Origin of the sequence: Paraburkholderia sp. (assembly GCF_026225065.1) — a bacterium.
Lineage (GTDB): Bacteria > Pseudomonadota > Gammaproteobacteria > Burkholderiales > Burkholderiaceae > Paraburkholderia.
Genome location: NZ_JAMFSB010000056.1, coordinates 1 through 25,796, shown reverse-complemented (window position 1 = coordinate 25,796; position 25,796 = coordinate 1). Strand labels below are relative to the sequence as shown.

The following is a 25,796-nucleotide window of genomic DNA, read 5'->3' as shown; positions in this document are numbered from 1 at the left end:
GGGGTCCAGCTTGAACATTCGTAAATTTGTCGGTGCTACCAGTCGTGACGCGTTACGCCTCGTTCGCGAGGCGTTGGGCCCCGACGCGGTCGTGCTGTCGAACCGCACGATCGAAGACGGCACCGTCGAGATCGTGGCGCTCGCTGATAGCGAGCTCGCGGCAATCGCTCCGAAGGCGCGTAGCGGCGCGAATAGCGGCAACAGCGCGAACAGCGCGGCTCCTGCGATGAGCCCGGCAGCGCTGGCACCGCGCAGCACGCCGATGATGCAGTCCAATCCGTACGCGAGCGGCATGCCGGATGTGTTTTCGTCGGTGTTCGGCGCAAGCCCGGAAGCCGGCACGGAGAGCATGTCGGCCAGCAACGCGCCGGCACAGGCCGCTGCACCCGCGCAGGCAGCAGCAACGGAAGAGCCGGCCGCGGCCTCGCCGTACGCTTCGTCGGTTCAGGCCGCACCGCTCGCGCCGCAGGCTCAAGCTGCTCACGCGCCGCAAAACACGCCTTCGATGCACGCCGCACCGCAGGCGCAGATGCCGCAGATGCCGCGCTCGGGCGACGATATCCGCGCCGATGTACTGAAAGCCGCGGGCGTTCCGGCGCCGCAGTTTGTGCCGTTCAGCCCGGTCGTGCCGCGCACGATGGCGGAATCGAACCCCTGGCTGATCGACCACGCCCGCAACATCGCGGGCAAGCAGCAAGGCGCCTACAGCGCACGGCCCTCGTCGATGACGCCGGCCGCCGCGATGGCCAAGGGCATGGGCGCACCGGTCGACATCCAGGTCGGCACGCGCCAGCCGTCGAATCTCGCCGACACGCCCGACTGGGCCCGCGAAGCCGCGCAACTCGCCGCGCGCCGCGCTAGCCGGAAGCCGAACCCGGCTACCTCGGCCGACGACGCACGTGCCGCAGCCAACACCACCGCCAGCATCACCGAAGCGATCAAGGCGCGCATGGAGCAGGTCGTCAACGAAACGGTGATGAGCGAGCTCTCCTCGATGCGCGGCATGATGGAGGAACACTTCGCCGGCCTCCTGTGGGCCGACCGCCAGCGCCGCAGCCCGACACGCGCTTCGCTCACCAAGCATCTGTTCGCAGCGGGCTTCTCCGCACAACTGGTGCAGATGATGGTCGACAACCTGCCGCCCGAGATCGACAACATGGAAGGCGGGATGGACTGGGTGCGCAGCGTGCTCGAGTCGAACCTGCCGATCATGGAAAACGAAGACGCGCTGATGGAGCGTGGCGGCGTGTTCGCCCTGATGGGCCCGACGGGTGTCGGCAAGACCACGACCACGGCCAAGCTTGCCGCGCGGTGCGTGATGCGCTTCGGCGCCAGCAAGGTGGCACTCCTGACTACTGACAGCTACCGGATCGGCGGCCACGAGCAACTGCGCATTTTCGGCAAGATCCTCGGCGTCTCGGTCCACGCGGTGAAGGACGGCGCCGACCTGCAACTGGCGCTCGCCGAGCTGCGTAACAAGCACATCGTGCTGATCGACACGATCGGCATGAGCCAGCGCGACCGCCTCGTCTCGGACCAGATCGCCATGCTGTGCCGCGCCGGACAACCCGTGCAACGCCTGCTGCTGCTGAACGCAACGTGCCACGGCGACACGCTTAACGAAGTCGTGCAGGCCTACCAGCGTGGGCCGGATCAACAGCCGCTCGCCGGCTGCATCCTCACCAAGCTCGACGAAGCGACTAATCTGGGTGGTGTGCTCGACACGGTGATCCGCTACAAGCTGCCGGTGCATTACGTCTCGACCGGACAGAAGGTGCCCGAGAACCTGTACGTCGCAACCAGGAAATTCCTGATCAAAAGCGCTTTCTGCATTCCTCGCGACAGTTCGCCGTTCGTGCCACAGGACGACGATATTCCGGCCTTGCTTTCGGCGCTCTCCGCACGCTCGACGGCCGAACTGCACGAGGTCCGCTTTGGATAAAGTCGTTTCGGATCAGGCAGAAGGACTGCGGCGCCTGCTGGCCCGCAGCGGTTCAAGAGTGCTGGCGGTAACGGGCGGTTCGACCAGCGTTGGATGTACCACGACAGTCGTCAATCTGGCGGCGGCACTCGTGGAGCAGGGCAAGGACGTACTCGTGATCGACGAGTGCCTTGGCGATTACTCGGTGAGCGCGATGCTCGGCGGCGTACGGGGGGCGGGTAACTTCGCCGCCGTGGTACGCCGCGAGATGCTGCTCGATGCCGCCGTGATGCGTCATGCACTGGGCTTTTCAGTGCTGGACGCCTCGCGCAGCAATCGCGAAGGCTACACGGCGGCGCAATTGAGTGTGGTGCTGGACGGTCCCGCGGACATCGTGCTGATCGATGCGCAGCTCGACCGGCTCGGCCAGCTCTCTGCGCTGGCGATGCAGGCGCATGACCTGTTGATTGTCACGCGTGTAGCTGCGCAGGCGATTACCGATGCATATGCCTGCATGAAGCGGCTGCATTACGCGCACGGCATCGGGCAGTTTCGCGTGCTGGTGAATCATGTGCACAGCGTCACCGATGCACACACCGCTTTTGAAAACCTCGCGGGGGTGGCGGGGCGTTATCTGACTGTGTCGCTGGAAGGCGCTGGCTGTATTGCCGCCGATCCGCGCATGGCCCGGGCGCTCGAACTGTCGCGCTGCGTGGTCGACGCGTTTCCGTCGACCCCTGCCGCGCGGGATTACCGGCACCTCGCCGCCGAATTGCAGTACTGGCCAATGCGGCCGGCGATGTCGTCACGTCACCACTGGGTGGCGCCGACGGCAGTAACAGCGGCGCAACACGCCGACCAACCGTCTGTGCAGCACGCCTGAAGGGCGGGGCACGGACAAGGGGAGCACGATGTACAACGCTCAGGGAAAGATTTCCCAAGCCGAGGTTCTGACCAAATACGCACCGCTGGTGCGGCGGCTCGGCTTGCAGCTGGTGGCGAAGATGCCAGCGAGTGTCGATCTCGACGATCTGATTCAGGCCGGCATGATCGGCCTGCTCGATGCTGCGAGTCGCTACAAGGAAGACCAGGGCGCGCAGTTCGAAACGTATGCGAGCCAGCGGATCCGCGGCGCGATGCTTGACGAGTTGCGCAGCAACGACTGGCTGCCGCGCAGCCTGCGCCGCACCTCGCGTGAGGTGGAGACAGCCGTGCATCAGGTCGAACAGACACTCGGGCGCTCGGCGAGCGAGACGGAGATTGCCGGTCACCTCAAGATGCCGCTCGACGAGTATCAGTCGATGCTGCAGGACCTGCACGGCAGCCAGCTGATCTACTACGAAGACTTCGATCGCTCCGCCGACGACGAGCCGTTCCTCGACCGCTATTGCGTCGATCATTCGGACCCGCTCTCGGCACTGCTCGACGAAAGCCTGCGCTCGGCGCTGGTCGAAGCGATCGAGCGTCTGCCGGAACGCGAAAAGCTGTTGATGTCGCTGTACTACGAACGCGGCATGAATCTGCGCGAGATCGGTGCGGTGATGGAAGTCAGCGAATCGCGGGTTTGCCAGCTGCATAGCCAGGCGGTCGCACGGCTGCGTACGCGCCTGCGCGAGATGGCCTGGGCCAAGGCCGAAGCGGAATAACATCACGGCGGCCGGCGGTTCGCTGCCGCTGCCCGCCGCTCGTGAATCAAGCGCAATGAGCGCCGTCCTGATGTAAAGGGACGGCGCTTTTTTTGTATTGGGAGGAAAGCAGGAAAAGCGCGGCAAGCGCAGCAAGCGCAGCAAGCGCGGGCGGCGGATAAGCGCCAAACGGCAGGCTGCGCTGGGTTTGCCTGAAAGCGATCAGGCAAACCCAGCGAGCGTTCAGGACAGACTGGATTGGATTTGGATGAGCGGGGGCGTGCGGAACTACAGGCCGCTGAACCCCGGCACCCGTCCATCCGGCCCATACAGCGAGGGCTTCGGCGGACGCACCTGCAGCACCTCGAGGGCACGCTGGTTGTAGTCCATGCGGGTGCGGATCAACACACCGTTGGTCTTGTTGGAGCGGCGTGCACGCTCTACCGATTTCTGCAGCAACGACCACTGCTCGGCGAGCTTCGGATCGCGCCCGGCGGCCAGCTCGATGCCATTCCAGCCGGCCGGCAAGCCCATTTCGGCGAGCTGCGCGTCACGGATCTTTTCGAGCGAGGCCAGCTTGCCGACCAGTGCGGTTTTCTTTTCGACAACCGGCCGCAACATCTCGGCCGGCTCCACCTGGGTTAGCGCTTTCTGTTCGATAGCCAGCACAGAAGCGAATTCTTCGATGGTCGAGTACTCATCGATTACGGTGGCAAGCAGCGCGTCTTTCATCACAAGTCGCTCTCACGGCGCCCGCATGAAGCATACGGGCCAGGTTTCAAGGTGACGCCTCGCGGCGTCCAACCTTAATTGCCGGTCGCCGGGGCTCTCGTTTGCAACAAACTGCGCGTCGTGTCGAGCACGCCGTCAGCAATCTTGCCCGGATCGATCGTCAGCGTGCCGTTCTTGATGGCCTGCTTGATCGATTCGACGTGAGCGGTGTCGATGTCTGCCGAACCCGATGCTGCCAGGCTGCGCAGGCTGGACGACAGGCCCGACAGGCTCACATTCGCGTCGCCACCCGAGCCGGTGGCGGCTTGCGCGGTGGTTGCCGCGCTTTGGGCGGTCGAAGCCGCCGGGGCCGAGCTGTCCTGCTGGGTACGCGTTGCCGCGCTGCCCGTCAGACTGTCCGGCATGCTATTGGTAGTGGAATCGATTTTCACGATTGGCTTCCTGAACTATTTGATTCCTTTAACGGCATTCAAGAAACCAAACTTTAGCTCAATCGATGTATCCGTTTGTAACGGCCCCACCGGCCGCCTTCTTCCCCCGAAACCCTCTGGACGCCACTGTCACCGGCGCCATTTTCAGGTCCAGATCAACCCGGCATCTACAACTACATCTGGATCTGGACCGTCGAACTGTCCTTCACGATTCCCATCAGAATCTGCCCGGTTGAGGTCTTCACCCTGACCGGTTGCCCCGGCGTCGCACTGCTGAGCGCGCTGCCTTCCGACGAAATCGAAAAACCGTCGCCCTCCGCCACCACCCGCACACTCTGTCCAGCCGTCACTTGGGCGGCGCTCTTCAGCATGTCCTGACGCAGTGGAAAGCCCAGGCTCACCCGCATCAACGTGATCGAACCGACCGCCTGCGACGGCACGGTGACGATCGATGCCGGCAGCATGGTCAGGTCGCCGTCGCGAGGGACCAGATCGGCGTCGGAAATCACCTCGCCGGGCATCATTGCGCGCGCGGCGACATAGTAGGTCGCATGGATCGAGACTTTCGCCTGCAGCCAGACCGTCCACGGGTGGCCGCTCGTGCAGCGTACCGCCACCGTCGTGCGGCCCCACAGGCGCGCGCCGGGCGGCATGAACGCCTGCAGCGTGTCGCAGGCGGCCAGCCCGCGCGGGAAGGCCTGGGCAACGCTCAGTTCGACCTGGCCGGGCAGGCCATTGGCCTGCTGTTTGAGAAAGTCCAGCGCAGCGGCGTGGATCAGTTGGCCGTCTTCCTGGCCTTCGGGCACGGGCTGACTGGCCTGAGCCTGAAGTGGCTGGGATGCCTGAATTGCGGTAGCGCTCTGGACCGGCCGGACTGCGGAAACGGCCACCCCCTGCTTGGGCGACGGTTGTGGAGTCTGCGCTCGCTGCAACGCCTGCACGGCCTGAGCTGCCTGAGCCTGTTGCAGCGCCTGAATTGCCTGCGCGCGCTGCGCGGCTTCAGCCAGCGCTTGCGCCTGGTTCTTTACGGGGAGTGGCGTTTGAACAGACGCGGCAGCGACGTGGGGCGCCGGATTGCGGCTCGGTGCGCTCGCGGCCAGTTCGGGCGGCTCGCCGCGCGAGGCGAGGCTGTCGATTTCGACACTGCTCGCAGCGGCCACGGCGGGCGCGACGGTGGGTACCCCGACAGGTGCTGCGGCCGGCGCTGCATTCACGGGCCGCAGCGCGGCGCCGTAGGTCGCACGCGCCGGCATCGACGTGACGACCACCGGCACGACCTGGCTCGCGGCGAGCGCGGGATTCATATTGACGCGGGTAAGGCTGGCCATATTCGCCGGGACATTGGCCGCGCCGGGCGCGGATGCCTCGCCGGTACCCGGAATCACAATGGCGCCGCTGGCGTTTGACAGCCTGGTAAAGCGGTCGGTCACCTGCGGCGTCGAAGACTGCGCAGACGGTGCAACAGTCGCCGCGAGCTGCGGATTCATCGTCCGCGGGCTGCTGTTGCTGGAAGTCGCCATCGCCGTCATGCGCGCGAGGTCGGCCTGGTTCTGTTCACCCGGGCCGGGAATCACGATCGGGCCGCCGGCCTCCTGGGCCAGCGCCGCTGACGTGCAACAGGCGCCCGCCACGGCACACACCAGCCAGGCGGCAGTGTGTCGCGCAACGATGCGTCGCAGCGGCGGCGGCACATCGAGAGTGGATCGGGCCATCGTGCATCTCCAGCGTGAGGCATGGGTACGAGTTGCATTCTAGTGACGCCGCTCCTGGCGCAAACGTTGAATAGAGGCGACCTTCCCCGGTTATTCAGAAGATTGCCGCTTGCCTGCCCCGCCTAAGATGCATCTCATGCAAAAAGCCCTTTTGGGTCGCCGCAGATGTTGTGCTCCCTGATTGAGCGCCAGACGCGGGAACGTTATCCGGAGATTTTTCATGCTAGATAAACTCGATGCCGAATTCGCCTTTGGCCGTCAGGCGCTCGACGTCCGCTCTTACCGGCAGGAACTGCTGTCGTCGAACATCGCGAACGCCGACACGCCGAACTACAAGGCGCGTGACGTGGATTTCTCGTCGACGCTCGCGGGCGCACTGAAAAAGACGGACGGCAGCAGCACCGGCACAGGCGCGTCGAACAACTCGACGCTGGCGATGGCGCAACCTGCCGACGTGACGAGCGGCATGTCGATGGCCTCGACCGAACCGGGCCACATGGGCGGCAAGGCAAGCCTGATTGCGACCGGCGGCCCGAGCGACGACTACGGCCAGTTGCAGTACCGCATTCCGACGCAACCCTCACTCGACGGCAACACGGTGGACCTCGACGCGGAACGCGTGCAGTTCGCCGATAACTCGCTGCACTTCGAGTCGGCCATGACGGAAGTTTCGAATCAGATCAAATCGATGTTGTCGGTGATCACGTCGGGCTCCTGATGGAGTCCGATGCGACGACCGGCACACACGCTGGATGTAACCGCTAAAAACCACGCCCCACGGGAAACAATCAAGCCGGAACCTGCCGGCAGGAGAGGTCAGAGAAGCCATGCCATCCCTGATGAATATTTTCAATGTCGCCGGTTCGGCCATGTCGGCCGAATCGCAGCGGCTCAACGTGACGGCGTCGAACCTGGCGAACGCCGACAGTACGACCGGTCCCGACGGCCAGCCGTACCGCGCCAAGCAGGTCGTGTTCGCGGTCAACCCGATTGGCGGCGCGCGCACTGCGTCCGGCCAGCAGGTGGGCGGCGTGCAGGTGACCGGCGTGGTCGACGATCCGACGCCGATGAAGCAGACCTACGACCCCGGCAACCCCGCGGCCGATGCGAACGGTTACGTGACGATGCCGAACGTCGATCCGGTGGAGGAAATGGTCAACATGATCTCGGCGTCGCGCGCGTACCAGGCGAACGTCGAAACCTTGAATACAGCGAAGCAGTTGATGCTGAAAACACTCACGATCGGAACCTGAGGAGCCCCTCCTTGACTACTTCAACCACCATCGGCGGCGCCGGGACAACGGTCTCGCAGACGCTGCTCGACACCATGAACGGCACGGGCTCGGCGAGCAGCGCGTCGAGCAGCAGTTCGAGCAGTTCGGCGACCGCGGGTGCGAATCTGCAAAGCACCTTCCTGCAACTGCTCATCACGCAGATGCAGAACCAGGATCCGACCAATCCGATGGACAGCTCGCAGATGACCTCGCAGCTCGCGCAGATCGACACCGTGACGGGCATCAGCCAGTTGAACACGTCGCTCAGCTCGCTGGCGACGCAGCTCAACGCAGGCCAGACCTCGCAGGCTGCACTGTTGATCGGTTCCAGCGTGCTGGCTCCGGGCAATTCGATCTCGGTGACCTCCGGCAAGGCGACCGAATTCGGCGTGCAACTGGCCTCCGCAGCGTCGGACATGAAGGTCAACGTCGTGAACTCGGCGGGCCAGATCGTCAACACGCTCGATCTGGGCGCGCAACCGGCCGGTACCGTGCCGGTCACGTGGACCCCGGTCGATTCGGCGGGCAATGCACTGGCGACCGGCACTTACACGATCACCGCGACGGGCACGATCAACGGCGCCGCAGGCGTTGGTACGACCTTGACCCCGGGTACGGTGGAGAGCGTCGTGCAAGGTACCGGCGGCGCACCGAGTCTCGTGCTGTCGAATGGCAATACGGTCGCCCTGACTTCGGTCGCGGCAGTCCTCTAAGAAATCAGTTCAACCAAATTTAGACATTTCCCGGAACGGAGAATACGTCATGGGTTATCAGCAGGGTTTGAGCGGCCTCGGAGCTGCATCGAGCGATCTCGACGTGATCGGCAATAACATTGCCAACTCGGATACGATCGGCTTCAAGAGCGGTACGGCAGTGTTCGCCGACATGTATGCCAACTCGGTCGCCACGGCCGTGAACAACCAGATCGGTATCGGCACGCAGCTCGCCGAAGTGCAGCAACAGTTTTCGCAAGGCACGATCAACACGACCGGCCAGGCACTGGATGTCGCCATCAACGGCAACGGCTTTTTCCAGATGTCGAATAACGGCTCGCTGACGTATTCGCGCAACGGTGTGTTTCAGCTTAGCAATACCGGCAATATCGTTAATTCCCAAGGCCTGGACCTGATGGGCTATGCCGCGAATTCCAGTGGCATCATCAACAGCGCGCAGACCGTGCCGCTGACCGTGCCGACCACCAACATCGCTCCGACGGAGACCACCAGCATCACGGCGCAGCTCAACCTGGACGCGCAGGATTCGCTGATGCTCGGCACGCCGGCAGTGAATGTGACCACGACGGGGACGCTGGCGAGCAGCGGTGCGACGATTACGACCGCTTCGGCTGGGTCGAATAACGATGACTACACGATCGCTTTTACGAGCCCGACGGCGTACACGGTAACAGACGCCGACAACGCCGCTAACGACAGCAGCGGAACCTACACGGCGGGCACCGCCATTACGCTGGGCAACGGCCAGACGGTCACACTGACAGGCACGGCTGTAGCCGGTGACACGGTAGCGGTTACGCCGACCCCGACCACCTTCGACGCAAGCAACTCGTCGACCTACAACTACTCGACTTCGACCCAGGTGTACGACTCGCTGGGCGGCTCGCAGACGGTCAACATGTACTTCGCCAAGACCGGCTCCGGCGCATGGGACGTCTACGCAGGCGTCTCAGGCGGCACGGCAAGTCTGGTAGGCACGGCAAACTTCAGCACCAGCGGTGCCCTGACCGGCATCACGAGTGTCGCGGCGACGACCTCGACGGACTCGATCGCCTTCACGATTCCGAACACCGACGGTTCCGGCACGCCGCAGCCGCTCACGCTGGATCTTGCCGGCACGACCCAGTTCGGCAGCACGGACGGTGTCAACAATCTGCAGCAGAACGGCTTTGCCGCCGGCCAGCTGACGAGCTTCACGGTCGGTACGACCGGCATTCTCACCGGCAACTATTCGAACGGTCAGACTGCTTCGCTCGGTCAGGTCGTACTCGCCAACTTCAATGACCCGAACGGTCTTGTCGACCTCGGCAACAACGAGTACGCACAGACCGCGGCATCGGGCGCAGCGCAGATCTCGACGCCGGGCAGCACCAACCACGGCACGCTGCAAGGCGGCGCGGTGGAAGATTCGAACGTGGACCTGACCAACGAACTGGTCAACCTGATCACGGCGCAACGCGACTATCAGGCGAACGCGCAGACGATCAAGACGCAGCAGACCGTTGACCAGACCCTGATCAACATGTAAGTGCAACAGGAGCCGAACGAATGACCGACCGTCTGATTTATACCGCGATGTCGGGCGCCACCCAGGCGCTCGAGCAGCAGGCCATTGTCGCGAACAATCTCGCGAACACGTCGACCACTGGGTTTCGCGCCCAGCTCGAGACGTTTCGCGCGGTACCGATGTCGTTCGGCGACGGCAGTTCAGTCAACGACAACACGACGCGCACGTTTGTGTTGTCGTCGACACCGGGCGCGGACGAAACGCCCGGACCGATCCAGCAGACCGGCAACCCGCTCGACGTCGCCATCCAGGGCGACGGCTGGTTGAGCGTGCAGACCGCCGACGGTGGCGAGGCCTATACGCGCGCCGGCAATCTGCATATCGACCAGAACGGCCAGCTGGTGAATGCGACCAACCTGCCGGTAGTCGGCACGGGCGGTCCGATCTCGGTACCGCCTGGCTCGCAGATCACGATCGGCAAGGACGGCACGGTCTCTGCACTTGCTCCGGGAGACCCTGCTACGGCAATCGCCGTCATCGACCAGTTGAAGCTGGTGAAGCCGGCAGCCGGCACGCTGACGCGCAGCGACGACGGTATGTTCCGTACCGCTGACGGCAACCCCGCCGACGCCGATCCAACGGTCACGCTGGCGCCCGAATCGCTCGAAGGCAGCAATGTGAGCCCGGTCAACGCAATGGTTTCGATGATTACCAATGCGCGGCAGTTCGACATGCAGACCAAGATGATCCAAAACGCCGATCAGAACGATCAGACCGCCAACCAGTTGCTCAGCTTCAGCTAACGGGCGTCGCGCCAGACGTGCACCCAGGAGAACCAACACTGTGAACCGCTCACTTTATATCGCTGCGACCGGCATGAATGCGCAGCAGTCCCAGATGGACGTGATCTCGAACAACCTCGCCAACGTCAGCACCAATGGCTTCAAGGGCTCGCGCGCCGTGTTCGAAGATCTGCTTTATCAGACCGTGCGTCAGCCGGGCGCCGACTCGACCCAGCAGACCCAGGTGCCCTCGGGCATCCAGCTCGGCACCGGTGTGCAGCAGGTCGCGACCGAACGTCTGTACACGCAGGGCAATCTGCAGCAAACAGGCAACTCGAAGGACGTGGCGATCAACGGCAACGGTTTCTTCCAGGTGCAGATGCCCGACGGCACGACCGCCTATACCCGCGATGGCTCGTTCCAGACCAATGCGCAGGGTCAGCTGGTGACGTCGAGCGGCTATCCGGTCATTCCGGCGATTACGGTGCCGGTGACCGCGACTTCGCTCACGATCGGCAGCGATGGGTCGGTGTCGATCACGCAGCCCAACAGCTCGAACTCGACGCAGATCGGCACCATGCAGCTCGCTACCTTCATCAACCCGGCCGGCCTCGACGCGCAAGGCGAAAACCTGTTTTCGGAGACCAGCTCCTCGGGTACGCCGAACATCAGCGCACCGGGTTCGAACGGCTCGGGCTCGCTGCAACAGGGTTATGTCGAAACGTCGAACGTGAACGTCGTGCAGGAACTGGTCAACATGATCCAGACCCAGCGCGCGTACGAAATCAACAGCAAGGCAGTCACCACGTCCGATCAGATGTTGCAGACCCTGTCGCAGATGTCGATTTAAGGGTTCGGAACCAGAGGCGGTAGGTAAATACGATGTCGCAATTCAATCTCAATCCGGTCAAGAGCGACGCGCGCAGCGCGTTCGTCGCTACTGCCAGCGTGCTTGCACTGGCGCTGGGCGGCTGCGCGATGATCCCGAAGCAGCCGATCGTGCAGCAGCCGATGACGGCTGTTCCGCCGACGCCGCCGCACACGCAGTCGCCGGGTTCGATTTTCAATCCGGGCTACGCCGGCCGGCCGTTGTTCGAAGACCAGCGTCCACGCAATATCGGCGACATCCTGACTATCGTCATCTCCGAAAACGTCAACGCGACCAAGTCGTCGGGAGCGAATACCGACCGTACCTCGGGCACCTCCTTCTCGACCACGTCCGCGAGTTTTCTTGCCGGCCTGTTCGGCAAGGCCAATCTCAGTTCGCAGGGCGCCAACCAGTTCCAGGCAACCGGCGGGGCGAATGCGTCGAACACCTTCAGCGGTGTGCTGACCGTCACCGTGACCAATGTGCTGGCGAACGGCAACCTCGTGGTGAGCGGCGAAAAGCAGATGCTCATTAACCAGGGTAACGAGTTCGTGCGTTTCTCGGGTGTAGTCAACCCGAATACGATTTCAGGCCTGAACGCGGTGTACTCGACCCAGGTGGCCGACGCCAAGATCGAGTACTCGGCGAAGGGCTATATCGACGAAGCGGAAACCATGAGTTGGCTACAACGCTTCTTCCTTAACGTTGCGCCGTGGTGACCATGAAGCTCGCACCTATCCGCCATTTTGGCCATGCCTGTCTGGTGTTCGCACTCGCGTGCGGGGCACTGCCGCCTGTCACACCCGCGGCCCACGCCGAACGCCTGAAGGACCTCGTCGGGATCCAGGGCGTGCGCGACAACCCGCTGATCGGCTACGGCCTCGTCGTCGGTCTCGACGGCACGGGCGACCAGACCACCCAGACCCCGTTCACGACGCAAACGCTCGCGAACATGCTCGCGAACCTCGGCATCTCGATCAACAACCAGTCCGCCGGTTCGTCGAACAGCAGCACCTCGGCACTGACCAGTATCCAGTTGAAGAACGTCGCCGCGGTGATGGTGACGGCGGTGCTGCCGCCATTCGCTCGGCCGGGCGAGGCGATCGACGTGACGGTGTCGTCGCTCGGTAACGCCAAGAGTCTGCGCGGCGGCACGCTGCTGCTCACGCCGATGAAGGGTGCTGACGGCTCCGTCTACGCGCTTGCCCAGGGCAACATGGCAGTCGGCGGCGCGGGCGCCAGCGCAAACGGCAGCCGTGTGCAGGTGAACCAGCTCGCAGCGGGGCGCATCGCCGCCGGTGCGATCGTCGAACGCTCGGTGCAGACCAGCATCACGCAAGACGGCACCATGCAGCTCGAGCTGAACGACATGGATTACGACACCAACCAGCGCATCGTGTCGGCGGTCAACAACGCCTTTGGCCAGGGCACCGCAACACCGCTCGACGGCCGCACGATCCAGTTGCGCGCGCCGTCCGATCCGGCCCAGCAGGTCTCGTTCATGGCGCAGCTCGAGGACCTCGATGTGAAGCCGGCGGCAGGCGCCGCGAAGGTCGTGCTGAATGCGCGCACCGGCTCGATCGTGATGAACCAGATGGTGACCTTGGAGAATTGCGCCGTCGCGCACGGCAATCTCTCGGTGGTCGTCAACACACAACCTGTGGTCAGCCAGCCAGGCGCGTTTTCGAACGGTCGAACTGTGGTTGCCCAGCAGTCCCAGATCCAGTTGAAGCAGGACGACGGTGCGCTGAAATACGTCAAAGCCGGCGCCAATCTGGCCGATGTCGTGAAAGCGCTCAACGCGCTGGGTGCGACGCCCGCCGATCTGATGTCGATCCTGCAGGCGATGAAGGCAGCAGGGGCCTTGCGCGCCGAACTTGAAATCATCTAAGGAGCCGCGATGACGATGGATTCCACCTCAGGAACGACCGATCTGACGCAGCGCTTTGCGCTCGACGTTCAGGGGTTCGATGGCCTGCGCGCCAAGGTCGCCGCATCGCCGCAGCAGGGTGTCCAGATGGCCGCCAAGCAGTTCGACGCGACCTTCATCACGATGATGCTCAAAAGCATGCGCGATGCGACGCCGCAGGACGGGCCGCTCGACTCGCGCGACGGCGCTCAGTTCACCTCGATGATGGACGAGCAGATGGCGCAGCAGATGTCGTCCAAGGGCATCGGCGTGGCCGATGCAATGCTCAAGCAGTTGATGAACAACTCGGGCATGCAGACGGGCGAAGCCGGCGAAGGCAACACTGCCGCGCTGAACGCGCTCGCCAAGGCGTACGGCAATGCCCAGGCGAACGGGTCGCTGGCGAGCGGCGTCGGTTATTCGCGCAACAGCGCGTTGACACCGCCGCTGCGCGGTGACGGCACGACCAATGTCGACGCGTTTGTCGACAAGCTCGCTGCCTCCGCTCAGGCCGCGAGCGAAACCACGGGCGTGCCGGCGCGTTTCATCATCGGCCAGGCGGCGCTCGAATCGGGCTGGGGCAAGCGCGAGATCCTGAAGGCGAATGGCGAGACCAGCCACAACGTATTCGGCATCAAGGCGACCAAGGACTGGACCGGCAAGACCGTGTCCACCGTCACGACCGAATACCGCAACGGCCGGCCGGAGCGTGTTGTCGAAAAATTCCGTTCTTATGGCTCGTATGACGAAGCGATGGCCGATTATGCGCAAATGCTCAAGGGCAATCCGCGCTACGCGCAGGTGCTGAACGGTTCGCATGACGCCGCGGGTTTTGCCGTCGGCATGCAGCGCGCGGGCTATGCGACCGATCCGCATTATGCGAAAAAACTGATGTCGATCATGAGCCGGATGAGCTGAGCCGCCTGAGCGGCTCAGGCGGCTTTGGAAAGCAACAGGCAGGACGAAATGCAGGGCGACGGGGCCATGTCGCAAAACAAGACGGTAGGGCCGGCCGGTACGCAAGCGTGCCGCCGGCCGAACCGCATGGCAGATATTGCGGGTTGATACGCGGATTCATGCGGGTTCATGCCGGATGAATGAGGAGAGCGGGACGTGACCGGTTTAACGTTTGCGCCAAATATTTCCCTCGGTTACCCTAAACTTTGGGTCCAGACTGCCGCTATTCAGTCAGACCTTAATACCGGGGTCATGTTTCTCCCGGTCAACGCACGTGTCATGGGCCCCGGTGCTGGACCTCGGGCACGGGCACGTACGAACCCGCATATCGGCAAGCCCATGGATACCACTGAGACGAATGGCCAGACGGACGGCTCTTCAGAGACCGGCAACGATTTCGGTCGCCGCAATCCGCTCGAGATCGGTGTCCAGTTACGCAATCTGGTCAACCGCGGCGATTTTCTGACCGCGCAATACAAAGGCGGCCAGCTCGTCACGCGAATTCTCGACGTGGATGTGCCCAGCCGGACGTTTACCTTCGACTGGGGCGCGCTCGCCGAGCAGAACCGCGGCTTGATCGCTGCGCCCCGCTGTCTTTTTCACGCTCAACCCGACGGCGTGCGCGTCGAATTCGTTACCGGCCCGCCGCGCGAGAGCAGTTTCGAAGGGCGGCCGGCGTTTGAAGCCGATTTCCCCGAAGTGCTGTTTTACGTGCAGCGCCGCGAATATTTCCGCGTCGACGCGCCGGTGCTCGACCCCTACACGTGTACGGGCCGGCTGCCTGACGGCGAGCGCTTCCGTTTCGACGTGCACGACCTGTCGCTCGGCGGGGTCGGCATGCGCAGCGCAGACGCGCGCGTGGTGGATCTGCCCATGGGCTGCGTGCTGGAAGATTGCGAGCTGAGCCTCGGTGCGCCGGGCACGCTCTCGGTGGATCTGCAACTCGTGTCGTTTCGCGCGATCGACCTGCCGAACGGCACTCAGCGTTACCAGCTCGGAATGCGCTTTGTGGCGCTGCCGGGCAGTGCCGAGAACACGTTGCAACGGTTGATTACCCAGCTTGAAATGAAGCGTCGCTCGCTGGTGCGAACCTGATTTTTTTGCGCGTGCCGCCGCGGTTCTCGCGGTGCGCGTTTTAATACGGGTTGCCCCCTCAATTTTGTCGCCAGTGCGCCGATATACAGAGAGTCTTGGCAACTCGGTGGGCGCGTTGCCAGCCCTTCAGGATGACGCATGTCCAGCAACCTAATCAATATCGGTCTCAGTGGACTCAACGCAGCCCAATGGGGGTTGACGACAACCAGTGAGAACATCAGCAATTCGACGACGCCCGGCTACGACGTCGAAAGTCCGGTTTTTGCGGAAAGCTCCGGTGAATACACCGGCTCCGGCTATCTTCCGCAGGGCGTGAACACCTCGACGGTGACGCGCGCATACAGCCAGTATCTGACGACCCAGCTGAACACCGCGCAGTCGGGCAGCGGCTCGCTGACCGCCAACTACACGATGCTCGCGCAGCTGAACAACATGATCGGCAGCCCGACCTCGGGTATTTCGACGGCGATCACCAGCTTTTTCACCGGTTTGCAGAACGTCGCCAACGGCGCAGCGAGTTCCGCCACGCGGCAGACTGCCATCAGCGATGCACAGTCGCTCGCGGGCGAGATTAACCAGGCCGGTCAGGAGTACGACGCGCTGGGCCAGAGCGTCAACACCCAGTTGTCCTCCACGGTGTCGCAGATCAACACGTACACCTCGCAGATCGCCTCGCTCAATCAGGAGATCACCGCCGCCAGCGCGGGGGGCCAGCCGCCTAACCAGTTGCTCGATCAACGCGATGAGGCGGTGTCCAACCTGTCGCAGCTCGTCGGCGTGCAGGTGGTGTCGAATTCCAACGGCGAAAGTGTTTTCCTGCCGAGCGGTCAGGCGCTGGTTACCGGCACGACGAGTTACAACCTGGGCACTGCGCCCTCGCCGTCGGATTCGTCCGAAGACTCGGTCACCTATCTGGGCGCTGCCGGGACGACGCCCACGGCTGCGACCACCCAGTACCTGTCGAACACCACCATGCAGAATGCGGGTGGCGCGCTCGGCGGTCTGATTCAGTTCCGCACCCAGACGCTCGACCCTTCAGAGGCGCAACTGGGTGCGATCGCAACCAGCTTCGCGGCGCAAGTCAATAACCAGAACGAGCTCGGTCTCAACCTGTCCGGCACGGCCGGGGGCGCGCTGTTCTCGGTAGCGGCGCCGCAGGCTACGGCCAATGCGAACAACACGGGCGGCGCGTCTCCCAGCGTTTCGTTTGTCGACGCGACGCAACCGACCACCGGCAACTACACGCTCTCGTATAACGGTTCCACCTATGCGCTGACCGACAACTCGACGGGTTCGACCGTTGCTACCGCCTCGAGCCTGGCGAATCCGATCGACGGCCTGAACTTCTCGATGACCGGCACGATGAACGCGGGCGATTCGTTCTCGGTGTCGCCGACCAGTGGCGCGCTCGATAGCTTTGCGCTTACGACGACCAGCGGCTCTGCGATTGCCGCGGCTTCGCCGGTGCTCGCCACGGCCACTTCGAGCAACACCGGCACGGCGACGATTACGGAAGGAACGGTTGCGGCCGGTTATTCGCTGCCCAGCACGACCACCACGCTGACCTACAGCTCCGCATCGGGCGGCCTGACCGGCTTTCCGGCGGGTTCGGTCGTGACCATCGGCACGACACCGCCCAGCACGGTCAACATTACGTCGACCTCGACGGTGGTGCCGTACACACCGGCGGACGGTGCGACACTGACCATCAATAGCGCGACCACGCCAGCGCCCAGTGGTTCGATGAACGGCGTCACCGTCACGTTGAGCGGCACCCCGGACGACGGCGACACGTTCACCATCGCGTCGAACGCGGGTGCGCAAAGCGACGGCCGCAATGCCACGCTGATGTCGAATATCGTCTCGGCAAAGGTGCTGAGCGGTGGCACGACTACCCTGACTGACGCGTACGCGAGCTACGTCAACACGATCGGCAACACGACCAATGAGGTCAACGCTTCGAATACGACGCAGACAGCGCTCGTGACGCAGATTACGTCGGCGCAGCAGTCGGTATCCGGCGTGAACATTAACGAAGAAGCAGCAAACCTGTTGCAGTACCAGCAGCTGTACCAGGCCAACAGCAAGGTCATTCAGACCGCTGACACGCTGTTCCAGACCATTCTCGGCATCTTCCAGTGAGGCGTTGAACGATGCGCATCTCTACTTCCCAATATCTCGGCATGAATGTCCAGGCCATGGACAATCAGCAGAGCGAGTTGTCCCAGCTGTACGCGGAAATTTCGAGCGGCCAGGCTCTTACCACTCCGGCGTCCAATCCGCTTGGCGCAGCTCAGGCCGTGCAGTTGAGCATGCAGGGCGCGACCCTGTCGCAGTACTCGACCAATCAGAGCTCGGCGCAGACCTCGCTGGAGTCGGAGGATTCCACGTTGACGAGCGTCATCCAGGCGCTGCAAAGCGTGAATACGCAGTTGGAGAGCGCTGGCGGCGGCACGCTCAACGACACGGATCGCAGCGGGATTGCCGCGACGCTGACGCAGTTGAACAACCAGCTGGTGACACTCTCGAACACGACGTCGCCATCGGGTGGCTATCTGTTTGGCGGCTTCCAGTCGTCGACGCAGCCGTTCACCCAGAATTCGGCCGGCGCGGTGGTTTACAACGGCGACAACGGCGTGTCGAGCACGCAGATTTCATCGACGACGTCGATTGTGACTGGCGACACGGGTGCGTCGGTTTTCCTGAGCGTGACGCCCGAAACGGCGACACCGGTGGGATACGGGTCTTCGTCGAACACTGGTACTGGAGTGATCGGTACGATCAGCACGAGCAATGGACCGACGTCGGCGGAGGGCGACACTTACTCGGTGGCCTTCCAGGTAACGGGGGGCGTGACCACGTATACGGTCACGGACACCAACAGTACGGGAACTACGACGGGCACGGCTCAGCCTTATACCTCGGGTTCGGCGATCCCTCTGGGAACGGCCGGTGAGAGTGTGGTTATCAGTGGCACGCCGGACGATGGCGACACGTTCAACGTGGCGCCGGCGACGCAGGTGCCGGCCGCGCAAGGCGGCACGAATATCTTCTCGACGATCCAGAACATGATCACGGCGCTGCAGACGCCAGCGGATACGACGTCGGCTTTGGCGTCATTGCAGAACACGCTGGCAACGGGGATGGCACAGGTGCAGAACTCCATCAACAACGTCACGTCGGTGCAGGCGACGGTGGGTGGGCGCGAGCAGCAGATTACCGCAATGCAGGCGGTGAACCAGACCCAGACGCTGGCGAATACGAACTCGCTGGACGATCTGACCTCGGTCGATATGCCTTCGACCATCAGCAAGTACACGCAGACCCAGTACTCGCTGCAGGCCTCGCAGCAAGCTTTCGTGCAGGTTCAGCAGATGTCGTTGTTCCAGTATCTGAATCAGTAAGCGGTAAGCGAGGGATTCGGTTCAGTAAAAGGCGGGAGGCGCTTAGGCGGCCTCCCGTTTTTGTTTGGGACACTGAAAAGCCGTGCATCTCTGCACGGCTTCGCGTTCACGGCGCACGGCGCTTCTTCAGATATCGTCGCAACAAGAAAAGACAAATTCCGAGCGCGATTGCGACTAGGATGGAGTACGCAAGCCATAGAAGCATCAGGCCAAATATCTCTATTATTTCGGGGTCGAGTGGATCGGGTGCTCCCGCGAGATGCATACCCGCTTCAATCGTGTATGCAAGCCAAAGCGGCATTTCAAATGAAATCGACGATGTGAGTTCGCCAATCCACCACCCGCCGTAGAGCGACGCAACGATAAACGCAATCACGTATGCGGCACGCAGGATTGACCGTTTCATCGGACTTCGACCGTGTCGTAAGAGCGCAATGTGCGCAACCAGACGCATAAGTTTAAGGTCCTCGTCGTCGGATATGACGCGCGATCAGAATCGACGCAAGGCGCAACGCAAGCGCAACTACTGAAATGCACCCTATCAGTGCCAGGATGCCGCATATTACTTCGGCATCCTCTCCGTCTTCGGGCGGGATCAGGCCGATTGCCTCTGCTGCGGCTTGAACCGGGTAAAACAGCCAGTCGGGTACCCAAAACGGCATCCGGAAAACAAACTTCACCAGGTACAAGCCGCCGAAGACCGACGCAACAATAAACGCGATGATGTATGCGACACGAGGCATTATCCGTTTCATCGAACTTCCACCGTGCCATAAGCGCGCAGCGTGGTACCGGGCACTGGCAGGTCAGGCTGACGCGTGCGAACGTACCGTTGCAACCGGTCAAACTCAAAATGGCTCACTACGGTGATACACCCTTCGTTTAGGTGCAGTGATCCTTCAGGGTGAAGCCTGAAGTTCCCCCTTTGAATTCCGTTGATCATCGTCGTGTCTCCACCGTGGGGGTTCCATAGCATGAACCACTTCGTTCGATCACTTGATCCAACCTCGAACGAAAGGTACCAGTCCCGCAACCAACCCATCATTCCGCCCGATTGACGATCAACAAGGTAATAGGTTCCTGCTGGAAGCGGGCCGACGTTGCGCGTTGCCGTAGCCCTTGGATTGTCGCGCCCCGAACCTGTACCGGAATAGGCTGTGACCGACCCAAAGCCCGAGCAGTACAGGGTCGACGTTGGTCTGTCATCTAGCAGAAAAGTGCATCTTACCGGCATGATGTCACCCCCTTTAGAAGTGAGACCACGCATCTTTGAAGATCATGTTTCCATCGGCATATGCCCACGAAATCTCCCCGTATCGGAACTCAACGATCTCGAAGTGGTTGCGATGTTGGCTTTCGACTTCTTTGATGTTGGGTACCTTCGGCGACACGCCAACCACTTTCACGTTTTTCATGGATATCGTGAAGTAAGCCTCTTCCATCCCAGCATCGTTTGTCCGGTAGAACTTCAATTCTCCTGATTGCAACGTTTCTCCACGCGCGACTGCCTTATAGAGAAGCGCGGATGCACGGTCGATTTCCTTTTCGATTGTTAGCGGATGATGTGAACGTGCGCCCATAAGCATTCCGGTGTGGCTGTCGGTGGGCGTATGGATGCCGTGCGTCAGACTTAGAACTTCAATGCTTCCTTCCCTTCCGAATACTTCGCTAGACCCTCGGATGTCCGCGCCGCCGTCGTCTTTCAACCAAAGGTGCAAAGGGATCGCCATACAGAATCCTCATCGTTAAAAGATGTGAATGTAGAGCGGCGTTGATATGCGACTGTCAAAATTTGCAACGACGGAATCGTGATCCTGTTGTCGTTTGCGATCGCGAGAGCGGACGTAAGAATCCCGAAGTCGAAAAAGAAAAGGCGCGACCCGGTCGCGCCTCTTTCATTGTGGAGAGCTATCTCGATGATCGACCAACACCGAGCGGTCCTTGCGACCGCGCCGACCTTATCTACCGCAGCCCCGCCGCCACCCGCCCCATCTGGTCAATCCCCAGATCGAACATCCGCGCGAAGAACGGGATCATGTTCGGCACCATCAGCTGCAGCAGCAACATGCCGACCAGCATCGTCAGCGGGAAGCCGATCTGGAACACGCCGATTTGCGGTGCCGCGCGGTTGAGAATGCCGAGCGCCAGGTTGGCGATCAGCAATGCGGCCACCACCGGCAGCGACAGCAGCAGCCCCATCGAAAAGATCGTCCCGCCCCAGCCTGCCAGCGTGCGCCAGCCGGCCGAGCCAAGCAGATCGGCCGAAACAGGCAGCGTCTGGAAGGTGGCGATCAGCGCGCTGATCATCTGCAGATGCCCGTCGAGCACTAGGAACACCAGCATCGAGAAGACGTTCATATAACTCGAGAGCACCGCACTCGAGCCGCTCGCCTCCTGATCGAAGAACGTCGCGAAGCCGAGTCCCATGCCGAGTCCGACAAATTCGCCGGTCGCCTGAATCGCGGTGAAGACGATCTGCATGGTCAGGCCGAGCGCGGCGCCGATCACGAACTGGTTCACGATGATCCACACGCCCATGGCCGAAAACACGGTGACCTGCGGCAGCGGGGCGAGCGTCGGCGCGACGATGAGCGTGATGAAGCTCGACAGCCCAATCTTCACCGGCGTCGAGACGGATGCGTTGCCGAACACCGGCGCGGTTCCCACCAGCGCGAGAATGCGCACGAGCGGCCACAGAAACGAGGCCATCCACGTGTTCAGCTGCGCATAGGTGACGGAAAACATGGCGGGCGCGTAGTGGTCAGTAAGTCAGTGAGCCGGTTGAGCCCAGTAGGCTCAGTTGGCGAGCGTCGGGATGTTGGTCAGCATCTGGCGCAGATAGTCTAGCATGGTCGACAACATCCACGGGCCGGCAATCACGAGCGTGACGGCGATCGCCAGCAGCTTGGGAATGAACGACAGCGTCGCTTCGTTGATCTGCGTGGCGGCCTGGAACAGGCTGATCACCAGACCGACGACGAGCGCCACGAGCAGGAGCGGTGCGGCCAGCAGCACGGCGATGTACATCGCCTGGTGCGCCAGTGCCATGACTGATTCGGGTGTCATGATGAATAGGCCGGAAGCGTGAGGGGTTAGGCGGGTGCGCCGGGTTAGCTGAAGCTCTGCGCGAGCGAGCCGATCAGCAACTGCCAGCCGTCGACCAGCACGAACAGCATCAGCTTGAACGGCAACGAGATCGTCGCGGGCGACACCATCATCATCCCCATCGACATCAGCACGCTCGCCACCACCATGTCGATGATGAGGAACGGGATGAAGATGGTGAAGCCGATCTGGAAGCCGGTCTTCAGCTCGCTCGTCACGAACGCCGGCACCAGTAGCGGCAACGGCACGTCTTCCGGACCTTGCATCGGCGGTGCGTGCGAAATGCGGGCGAACAGCGCCAGATCGGATTCGCGCGTCTGCCGCAGCATGAAGGTCTTGAACGGCGCGAGGCCGCGGTTCACCGCCTGATCCATCGGCAACGTGCCGTCCGAGAAAGGTTTGTAGCCGTCGGTATAGGCCTTGTCCAGCACCGGCGACATGATGAATAGCGTGAGAAACAGCGCGAGTCCGACCAGCACCTGGTTAGGCGGCGTGGTGGTGGTGCCGAGTGCCTGGCGCAGCAGCGACAGCACGATGATGATGCGCGTGAAGCTCGTCATCATCAGCACCATGGCCGGCAGGAACGACAGCATCGTGAGCAGCAGCATCGTCTGCACACTCAGCGAATAGGTCGTGCCGCCGTTCGGCCCCGGGCTGGTATTGAAGGCGGGCAGGCCGGCGGTCTGCGCGCAGGTGAGCGACGGCATGGCGATCAGCAGGACCGGCAGAACCGGTATCGCGAGCGCGACGCAGCGCCGCAGCGTGGCGAACAGCGTCGAAAGGAAACTGCGCCGGCTGGGAGCGGATGCGCGGCTCGAGGCTGCGTGCTCGCGGCGCGCTGACTGTTGACTGGACTGCATTTACTGATCCCCGCCGTTCGGCCGGTTGAAACGTTTGCCCACTTCGCCTTTCAAGGCGTCGCGAAAGCGTTGTCCGAAGGTGCCTGGCAGTGCTCCGCCAGCGCCCGGCTGCAGCGGATCGCCTGAGGCTGCTGTGCCCATAGCCGCACCCGCGGCCGAGCCGGCCGGCATGGTGTGTAGCAGACGCACATTGCCGGGCGCCGCGCCGAGTACGAGCCAGGTATCGCCGATCTCGACGACCGCGACACGCTCCTTGCCGCCCAGCGAGGCGCCGCCGATGGTCTTCACGAGACCGCCGCGGCTGCCCGGTTGCAGCCCGAAGCGGCGTGCAAGCCAGGCGCAGGCGAACACCAGACCGATCACGACCAGCAGGCCCAGAATGGTTTGCAGTATCGCGCCGACACCGAGCGATGGCACGGCGGCGCCCGCACCGACGCCGGAGGCGACCTGGGCGGGATGGTTGACCGCATTCATGTCGGCCGCGGTGGCGCTCGCCGGAACGAGGGCAAGCGGCGTGCTCAGGAGAAAGCCGAGGGCGGTGGCTGCGGCGCCCGTGCTGGCGTGACTGGCTGACAGCCGGTGCGCAGCGTCGCGCCCACTAGGGCGCGCACTGCGCCCGGCAAGGCGTTTCATCGATTCAGCTTCCGGATGCGTTCGGACGGCGTGATGATGTCGGTCAGGCGGATGCCGAACTTGTCGTTGACGACCACGACTTCACCCTGCGCGATCAGACAGCCGTTCACCAGCACGTCCATCGGCTCGCCGGCGAGGCCGTCGAGTTCCACCACCGAGCCCTGCGCGAGTTGCAGCAGGTTGCGGATGGCGATCTTGGTGCGGCCGAGCTCGACAGTCATCTGGACCGGAATGTCCAGGATCATGTCGATGTCGTTGCGCGTCGTGTTCGGTTCAACCTTCGAGAGCGGCTGGAACACACCAGCGGTCGTCGCGTTGACGGCGCTGTTGTCGTTCTGCTCGGCGAGCGCGCTGGCCCAGTCGTCGAGCGCACTGTCGTCGGAGACCGCTTCCATGCCGGCCAGTTGCGCCTCGCTTACCGGCAATTCCTTCTCCGGCGATGCATTCAGCTCAGTCATATCCACCATCCTTAATCGTGTCCGCTGCGCTGATCATTTTCTGGACCCGCAACGCATATTGACCATTGAAAATACCGTAGCCGCATTCCATCACCGGCACGCCATCCACCTTCGCGGTGATGTGTTCGGGGATGTTGATCGGCAGCACATCGCCTTTGCGCATGTTCAGGATCTGCTCGAACGTGATCGGGATCTGCGCGAGATCGGCGCTCAGTTCGACTTCTGCGGCTTGCACCTGCTGCGACAGCACGCGTACCCAGCGGCGGTCGACGTCGACCGCTTCACCCTGGATCGGCGACGACAGGATGTCGCGGATCGGCTCGATCATCGAGTACGGCATGCAGATATGCAGCGTGCCGCCGGTGGTGCCGAACTCGATCGAGAACTGCGTGACGATGACAATTTCGTTCGGCGTCGCGACGTTGGCGAACTGCGTGTGCATTTCGGAGCGCACGTATTCGAACTGCAGCTGGCGAACGCTCTTCCACGAGTTCGCGTAGTGCTCGAACACGAGGTTGAGCAGCTTGCTGATGATGCGCTGTTCGGTGGCCGTGAAATCGCGGCCTTCGACGCGGGTATGGAAGCGCCCGTCGCCGCCGAACAGGTTGTCGACCACGAAGAACACCAGATTCGGGTCGAACACGAACAGCGAGGTACCGCGCAACGGCTTCACGTGGACCAGGTTCAGATTGGTCGGGATCGGCAGATTGCGGGTGAATTCGCTGTACTTCACCACCTTCACCGGGCCGACGGAAATTTCCGCGGTACGGCGCATGAAGTTGAAGAGGCCGACGCGCAAGAGACGCGCGAAGCGGTCGTTGATGATTTCGAGGCCGGGCATCCGGCCGCGGACGATGCGTTCCTGCGTGGCGATGTTGTACGGCCGGACACCGGAGCGATCTGACTGCTCGGCTTCCGAGTCGGACTCGCCGGTTACGCCCTTGAGGAGTGCATCGACCTCCTCCTGGGACATGAACTCTTCGTGGCCCATTCCTATTCCTCGTGCGTCCCTTGGGGGTTGATGATGGCAGCAGCGTTACGCGGCGTCACTGCACGACGAATTCGGTGAACAGCACATCTTCGATCGAGATGGGCGCAGCGCCCTTATCGTTCGGCTGTTCGATCAGCGTTCTGAGCTCGGTGGCGAGCGCGCGCTTGCCTTCGAGGGGCGCGAGATCGTCCGGGTGTTTGTTCGACAGCGCGAGCAGGACGCGGCTGCGGACTTCCGGCATGTGGTCGGTGAGCTGTTGCTGGACCTTGGGGTCATTCAGCTTGAGCGTGAGACCGATGCGCAGATAGTGTTGCTGGCCGTCATCCGACTGCAGGTTGACGGTCATGGGTTCGAGCGGGAAGAACACCGGCACGGCGGACAGCGCCGGTGCCGCGGTGGCCATTTGCGCCGGAGCGGGGGCGGCTTCCCGATGGGACATGAAGAACCATGTGCCGCCGGCGGCCGCGCCTGCGGCGATAAGCGCGATCAGCACGATCAGGATGATGCGTTTCATCGGGCCAGGAGTGGCCGGCTGAACAGTGCCTTGCTGGTTTGCGGTCGTCGATGCCATGGGTGCTTGCTTGCCTCAGTGCTGGTAGGGTGAATTGTTGTTCAGGTGCGCTTCGCGCGATGGGTCGAAAAGAAGGGGGTTTGGGGGGTATTCCTTCGGTTTGTCGTTTTGCTGTGTTTTTTTGCCTGTGCGGCGCTTTGGTGGTGTTATTGCGCTGTTGGCCTTTCCTTGCATTCTTGTCGGTCTATTAGCTTCGCCCCTGTGCGGGGCGGCACTTACTTTCTTTG

General features: G+C 62.6%; 30 protein-coding genes. 15 read left to right on the top strand and 15 right to left on the bottom strand.

Annotation, left to right across the window (positions count from 1 at the left end):
- Window positions 1-10 precede the first annotated feature (10 nt).
- From flhF to M0954_RS04570, 3 genes are read left to right on the top strand one after another with little or no spacing between them, the layout of a single operon-like run.
- Window positions 11-1,942 (top strand): flagellar biosynthesis protein FlhF, encoded by a 1,932-nt coding sequence (flhF, locus tag M0954_RS04580; protein ID WP_133892538.1) that lies wholly within the window; start codon window positions 11-13, stop codon window positions 1,940-1,942.
- The gene (locus M0954_RS04575; RefSeq protein WP_122152864.1) at window positions 1,935-2,804 is read left to right on the top strand and encodes a MinD/ParA family protein; all 870 of its coding nucleotides are present in this window, start codon (window positions 1,935-1,937) and stop codon (window positions 2,802-2,804) included. The genes flhF and M0954_RS04575 overlap by 8 nt, the downstream gene beginning before the upstream one ends.
- A 28-nt stretch (window positions 2,805-2,832) precedes the next feature.
- A complete protein-coding gene (locus M0954_RS04570) occupies window positions 2,833-3,567 on the top strand; it encodes an RNA polymerase sigma factor FliA (protein WP_122152863.1) in 735 nt (244 codons plus the stop codon).
- A gap of 267 nt (window positions 3,568-3,834) precedes the next feature.
- Here the strand turns inward: M0954_RS04570 and M0954_RS04565 are convergent, their stop codons facing one another.
- From M0954_RS04565 to flgA, 3 genes are all read right to left on the bottom strand, one after another.
- Complete coding sequence (locus tag M0954_RS04565; RefSeq protein ID WP_122152862.1) at window positions 3,835-4,278, bottom strand: flagella synthesis protein FlgN; 444 nt, start codon at window positions 4,276-4,278, stop codon at window positions 3,835-3,837.
- A gap of 74 nt (window positions 4,279-4,352) precedes the next feature.
- Window positions 4,353-4,709 carry a flagellar biosynthesis anti-sigma factor FlgM gene (gene flgM / locus M0954_RS04560; protein ID WP_183143102.1) on the bottom strand — a complete coding sequence of 119 codons (357 nt, stop codon included), beginning with the start codon at window positions 4,707-4,709 and terminating at the stop codon, window positions 4,353-4,355.
- 173 nt (window positions 4,710-4,882) lie between these two features.
- Window positions 4,883-6,421: a flagellar basal body P-ring formation chaperone FlgA gene (flgA, locus tag M0954_RS04555; protein ID WP_297351849.1), complete on the bottom strand. Its 1,539-nt coding sequence runs from the start codon at window positions 6,419-6,421 to the stop codon at window positions 4,883-4,885.
- Window positions 6,422-6,641: 220 nt separating this feature from the next.
- Between flgA and flgB the strand changes: the two genes are divergently transcribed.
- From flgB to flgL, 12 genes are all read left to right on the top strand, one after another.
- Entirely contained in the window at window positions 6,642-7,139 is a 498-nt protein-coding gene (flgB, locus tag M0954_RS04550) for a flagellar basal body rod protein FlgB (protein ID WP_122152860.1), read from the top strand.
- A 109-nt stretch (window positions 7,140-7,248) separates the two neighbouring features.
- Window positions 7,249-7,674 (top strand): flagellar basal body rod protein FlgC, encoded by a 426-nt coding sequence (gene flgC, locus M0954_RS04545; RefSeq protein WP_122152859.1) that lies wholly within the window; start codon window positions 7,249-7,251, stop codon window positions 7,672-7,674.
- Window positions 7,675-7,685: 11 nt separating this feature from the next.
- The gene (locus M0954_RS04540) at window positions 7,686-8,408 is read left to right on the top strand and encodes a flagellar hook assembly protein FlgD (RefSeq protein ID WP_122152858.1); all 723 of its coding nucleotides are present in this window, start codon (window positions 7,686-7,688) and stop codon (window positions 8,406-8,408) included.
- 49 nt (window positions 8,409-8,457) lie between these two features.
- A complete protein-coding gene (locus M0954_RS04535; RefSeq protein ID WP_123385055.1) occupies window positions 8,458-9,957 on the top strand; it encodes a flagellar hook protein FlgE in 1,500 nt (499 codons plus the stop codon).
- Window positions 9,958-9,977: 20 nt separating this feature from the next.
- On the top strand, window positions 9,978-10,739 hold the full coding sequence (flgF, locus tag M0954_RS04530; protein WP_122152856.1) for a flagellar basal-body rod protein FlgF: 762 nt from the start codon (window positions 9,978-9,980) through the stop codon (window positions 10,737-10,739).
- A gap of 40 nt (window positions 10,740-10,779) precedes the next feature.
- A complete protein-coding gene (gene flgG / locus M0954_RS04525) occupies window positions 10,780-11,568 on the top strand; it encodes a flagellar basal-body rod protein FlgG (RefSeq protein WP_122152855.1) in 789 nt (262 codons plus the stop codon).
- A gap of 32 nt (window positions 11,569-11,600) precedes the next feature.
- Complete coding sequence (gene flgH / locus M0954_RS04520) at window positions 11,601-12,305, top strand: flagellar basal body L-ring protein FlgH (RefSeq protein ID WP_122152854.1); 705 nt, start codon at window positions 11,601-11,603, stop codon at window positions 12,303-12,305.
- 2 nt (window positions 12,306-12,307) lie between these two features.
- A complete protein-coding gene (locus M0954_RS04515; protein ID WP_122155473.1) occupies window positions 12,308-13,477 on the top strand; it encodes a flagellar basal body P-ring protein FlgI in 1,170 nt (389 codons plus the stop codon).
- A 9-nt stretch (window positions 13,478-13,486) separates the two neighbouring features.
- Window positions 13,487-14,413 (top strand): flagellar assembly peptidoglycan hydrolase FlgJ, encoded by a 927-nt coding sequence (gene flgJ, locus M0954_RS04510; RefSeq protein WP_122152853.1) that lies wholly within the window; start codon window positions 13,487-13,489, stop codon window positions 14,411-14,413.
- 378 nt (window positions 14,414-14,791) lie between these two features.
- Window positions 14,792-15,547 carry a flagellar brake protein gene (locus tag M0954_RS04505; RefSeq protein WP_122152852.1) on the top strand — a complete coding sequence of 252 codons (756 nt, stop codon included), beginning with the start codon at window positions 14,792-14,794 and terminating at the stop codon, window positions 15,545-15,547.
- 138 nt (window positions 15,548-15,685) lie between these two features.
- Window positions 15,686-17,689 (top strand): flagellar hook-associated protein FlgK, encoded by a 2,004-nt coding sequence (flgK, locus tag M0954_RS04500; RefSeq protein ID WP_297351848.1) that lies wholly within the window; start codon window positions 15,686-15,688, stop codon window positions 17,687-17,689.
- An 11-nt stretch (window positions 17,690-17,700) separates the two neighbouring features.
- Window positions 17,701-18,951: a flagellar hook-associated protein FlgL gene (flgL, locus tag M0954_RS04495; RefSeq protein ID WP_122152850.1), complete on the top strand. Its 1,251-nt coding sequence runs from the start codon at window positions 17,701-17,703 to the stop codon at window positions 18,949-18,951.
- Between the two features lie 106 nt (window positions 18,952-19,057).
- Here flgL and M0954_RS04490 read toward each other — a convergent pair whose 3' ends face one another.
- The 12 genes from M0954_RS04490 to M0954_RS04435 form a co-directional block, all read right to left on the bottom strand.
- Window positions 19,058-19,357 carry a hypothetical protein gene (locus M0954_RS04490; protein WP_123385052.1) on the bottom strand — a complete coding sequence of 100 codons (300 nt, stop codon included), beginning with the start codon at window positions 19,355-19,357 and terminating at the stop codon, window positions 19,058-19,060.
- A 52-nt stretch (window positions 19,358-19,409) separates the two neighbouring features.
- On the bottom strand, window positions 19,410-19,706 hold the full coding sequence (locus M0954_RS04485; protein WP_123385051.1) for a hypothetical protein: 297 nt from the start codon (window positions 19,704-19,706) through the stop codon (window positions 19,410-19,412).
- On the bottom strand, window positions 19,703-20,185 hold the full coding sequence (locus M0954_RS04480) for a DUF2778 domain-containing protein (RefSeq protein WP_297351853.1): 483 nt from the start codon (window positions 20,183-20,185) through the stop codon (window positions 19,703-19,705). The genes M0954_RS04485 and M0954_RS04480 overlap by 4 nt, the downstream gene beginning before the upstream one ends.
- 13 nt (window positions 20,186-20,198) lie before the next feature.
- On the bottom strand, window positions 20,199-20,681 hold the full coding sequence (tssD, locus tag M0954_RS04475; RefSeq protein WP_122152848.1) for a type VI secretion system tube protein TssD: 483 nt from the start codon (window positions 20,679-20,681) through the stop codon (window positions 20,199-20,201).
- Between the two features lie 232 nt (window positions 20,682-20,913).
- Window positions 20,914-21,696: a flagellar biosynthetic protein FliR gene (fliR, locus tag M0954_RS04470; protein WP_122152847.1), complete on the bottom strand. Its 783-nt coding sequence runs from the start codon at window positions 21,694-21,696 to the stop codon at window positions 20,914-20,916.
- Between the two features lie 51 nt (window positions 21,697-21,747).
- The gene (fliQ, locus tag M0954_RS04465) at window positions 21,748-22,017 is read right to left on the bottom strand and encodes a flagellar biosynthesis protein FliQ (protein ID WP_122152846.1); all 270 of its coding nucleotides are present in this window, start codon (window positions 22,015-22,017) and stop codon (window positions 21,748-21,750) included.
- A gap of 44 nt (window positions 22,018-22,061) precedes the next feature.
- Window positions 22,062-22,916 (bottom strand): flagellar type III secretion system pore protein FliP, encoded by an 855-nt coding sequence (gene fliP, locus M0954_RS04460; RefSeq protein WP_122152845.1) that lies wholly within the window; start codon window positions 22,914-22,916, stop codon window positions 22,062-22,064.
- A complete protein-coding gene (gene fliO, locus M0954_RS04455) occupies window positions 22,917-23,549 on the bottom strand; it encodes a flagellar biosynthetic protein FliO (protein ID WP_297351846.1) in 633 nt (210 codons plus the stop codon).
- Complete coding sequence (gene fliN, locus M0954_RS04450) at window positions 23,546-24,007, bottom strand: flagellar motor switch protein FliN (protein WP_122152844.1); 462 nt, start codon at window positions 24,005-24,007, stop codon at window positions 23,546-23,548. Before fliN ends, fliO begins: the two co-directional genes overlap by 4 nt.
- Window positions 24,000-24,998 carry a flagellar motor switch protein FliM gene (gene fliM, locus M0954_RS04445; RefSeq protein ID WP_122152843.1) on the bottom strand — a complete coding sequence of 333 codons (999 nt, stop codon included), beginning with the start codon at window positions 24,996-24,998 and terminating at the stop codon, window positions 24,000-24,002. Before fliM ends, fliN begins: the two co-directional genes overlap by 8 nt.
- 55 nt (window positions 24,999-25,053) lie before the next feature.
- Window positions 25,054-25,569 carry a flagellar basal body-associated protein FliL gene (gene fliL, locus M0954_RS04440; RefSeq protein WP_122152842.1) on the bottom strand — a complete coding sequence of 172 codons (516 nt, stop codon included), beginning with the start codon at window positions 25,567-25,569 and terminating at the stop codon, window positions 25,054-25,056.
- Window positions 25,570-25,584: 15 nt separating this feature from the next.
- On the bottom strand, window positions 25,585-25,796 hold a 212-nt coding region (locus M0954_RS04435; protein WP_297351844.1), incomplete at its 5' end, for a hypothetical protein.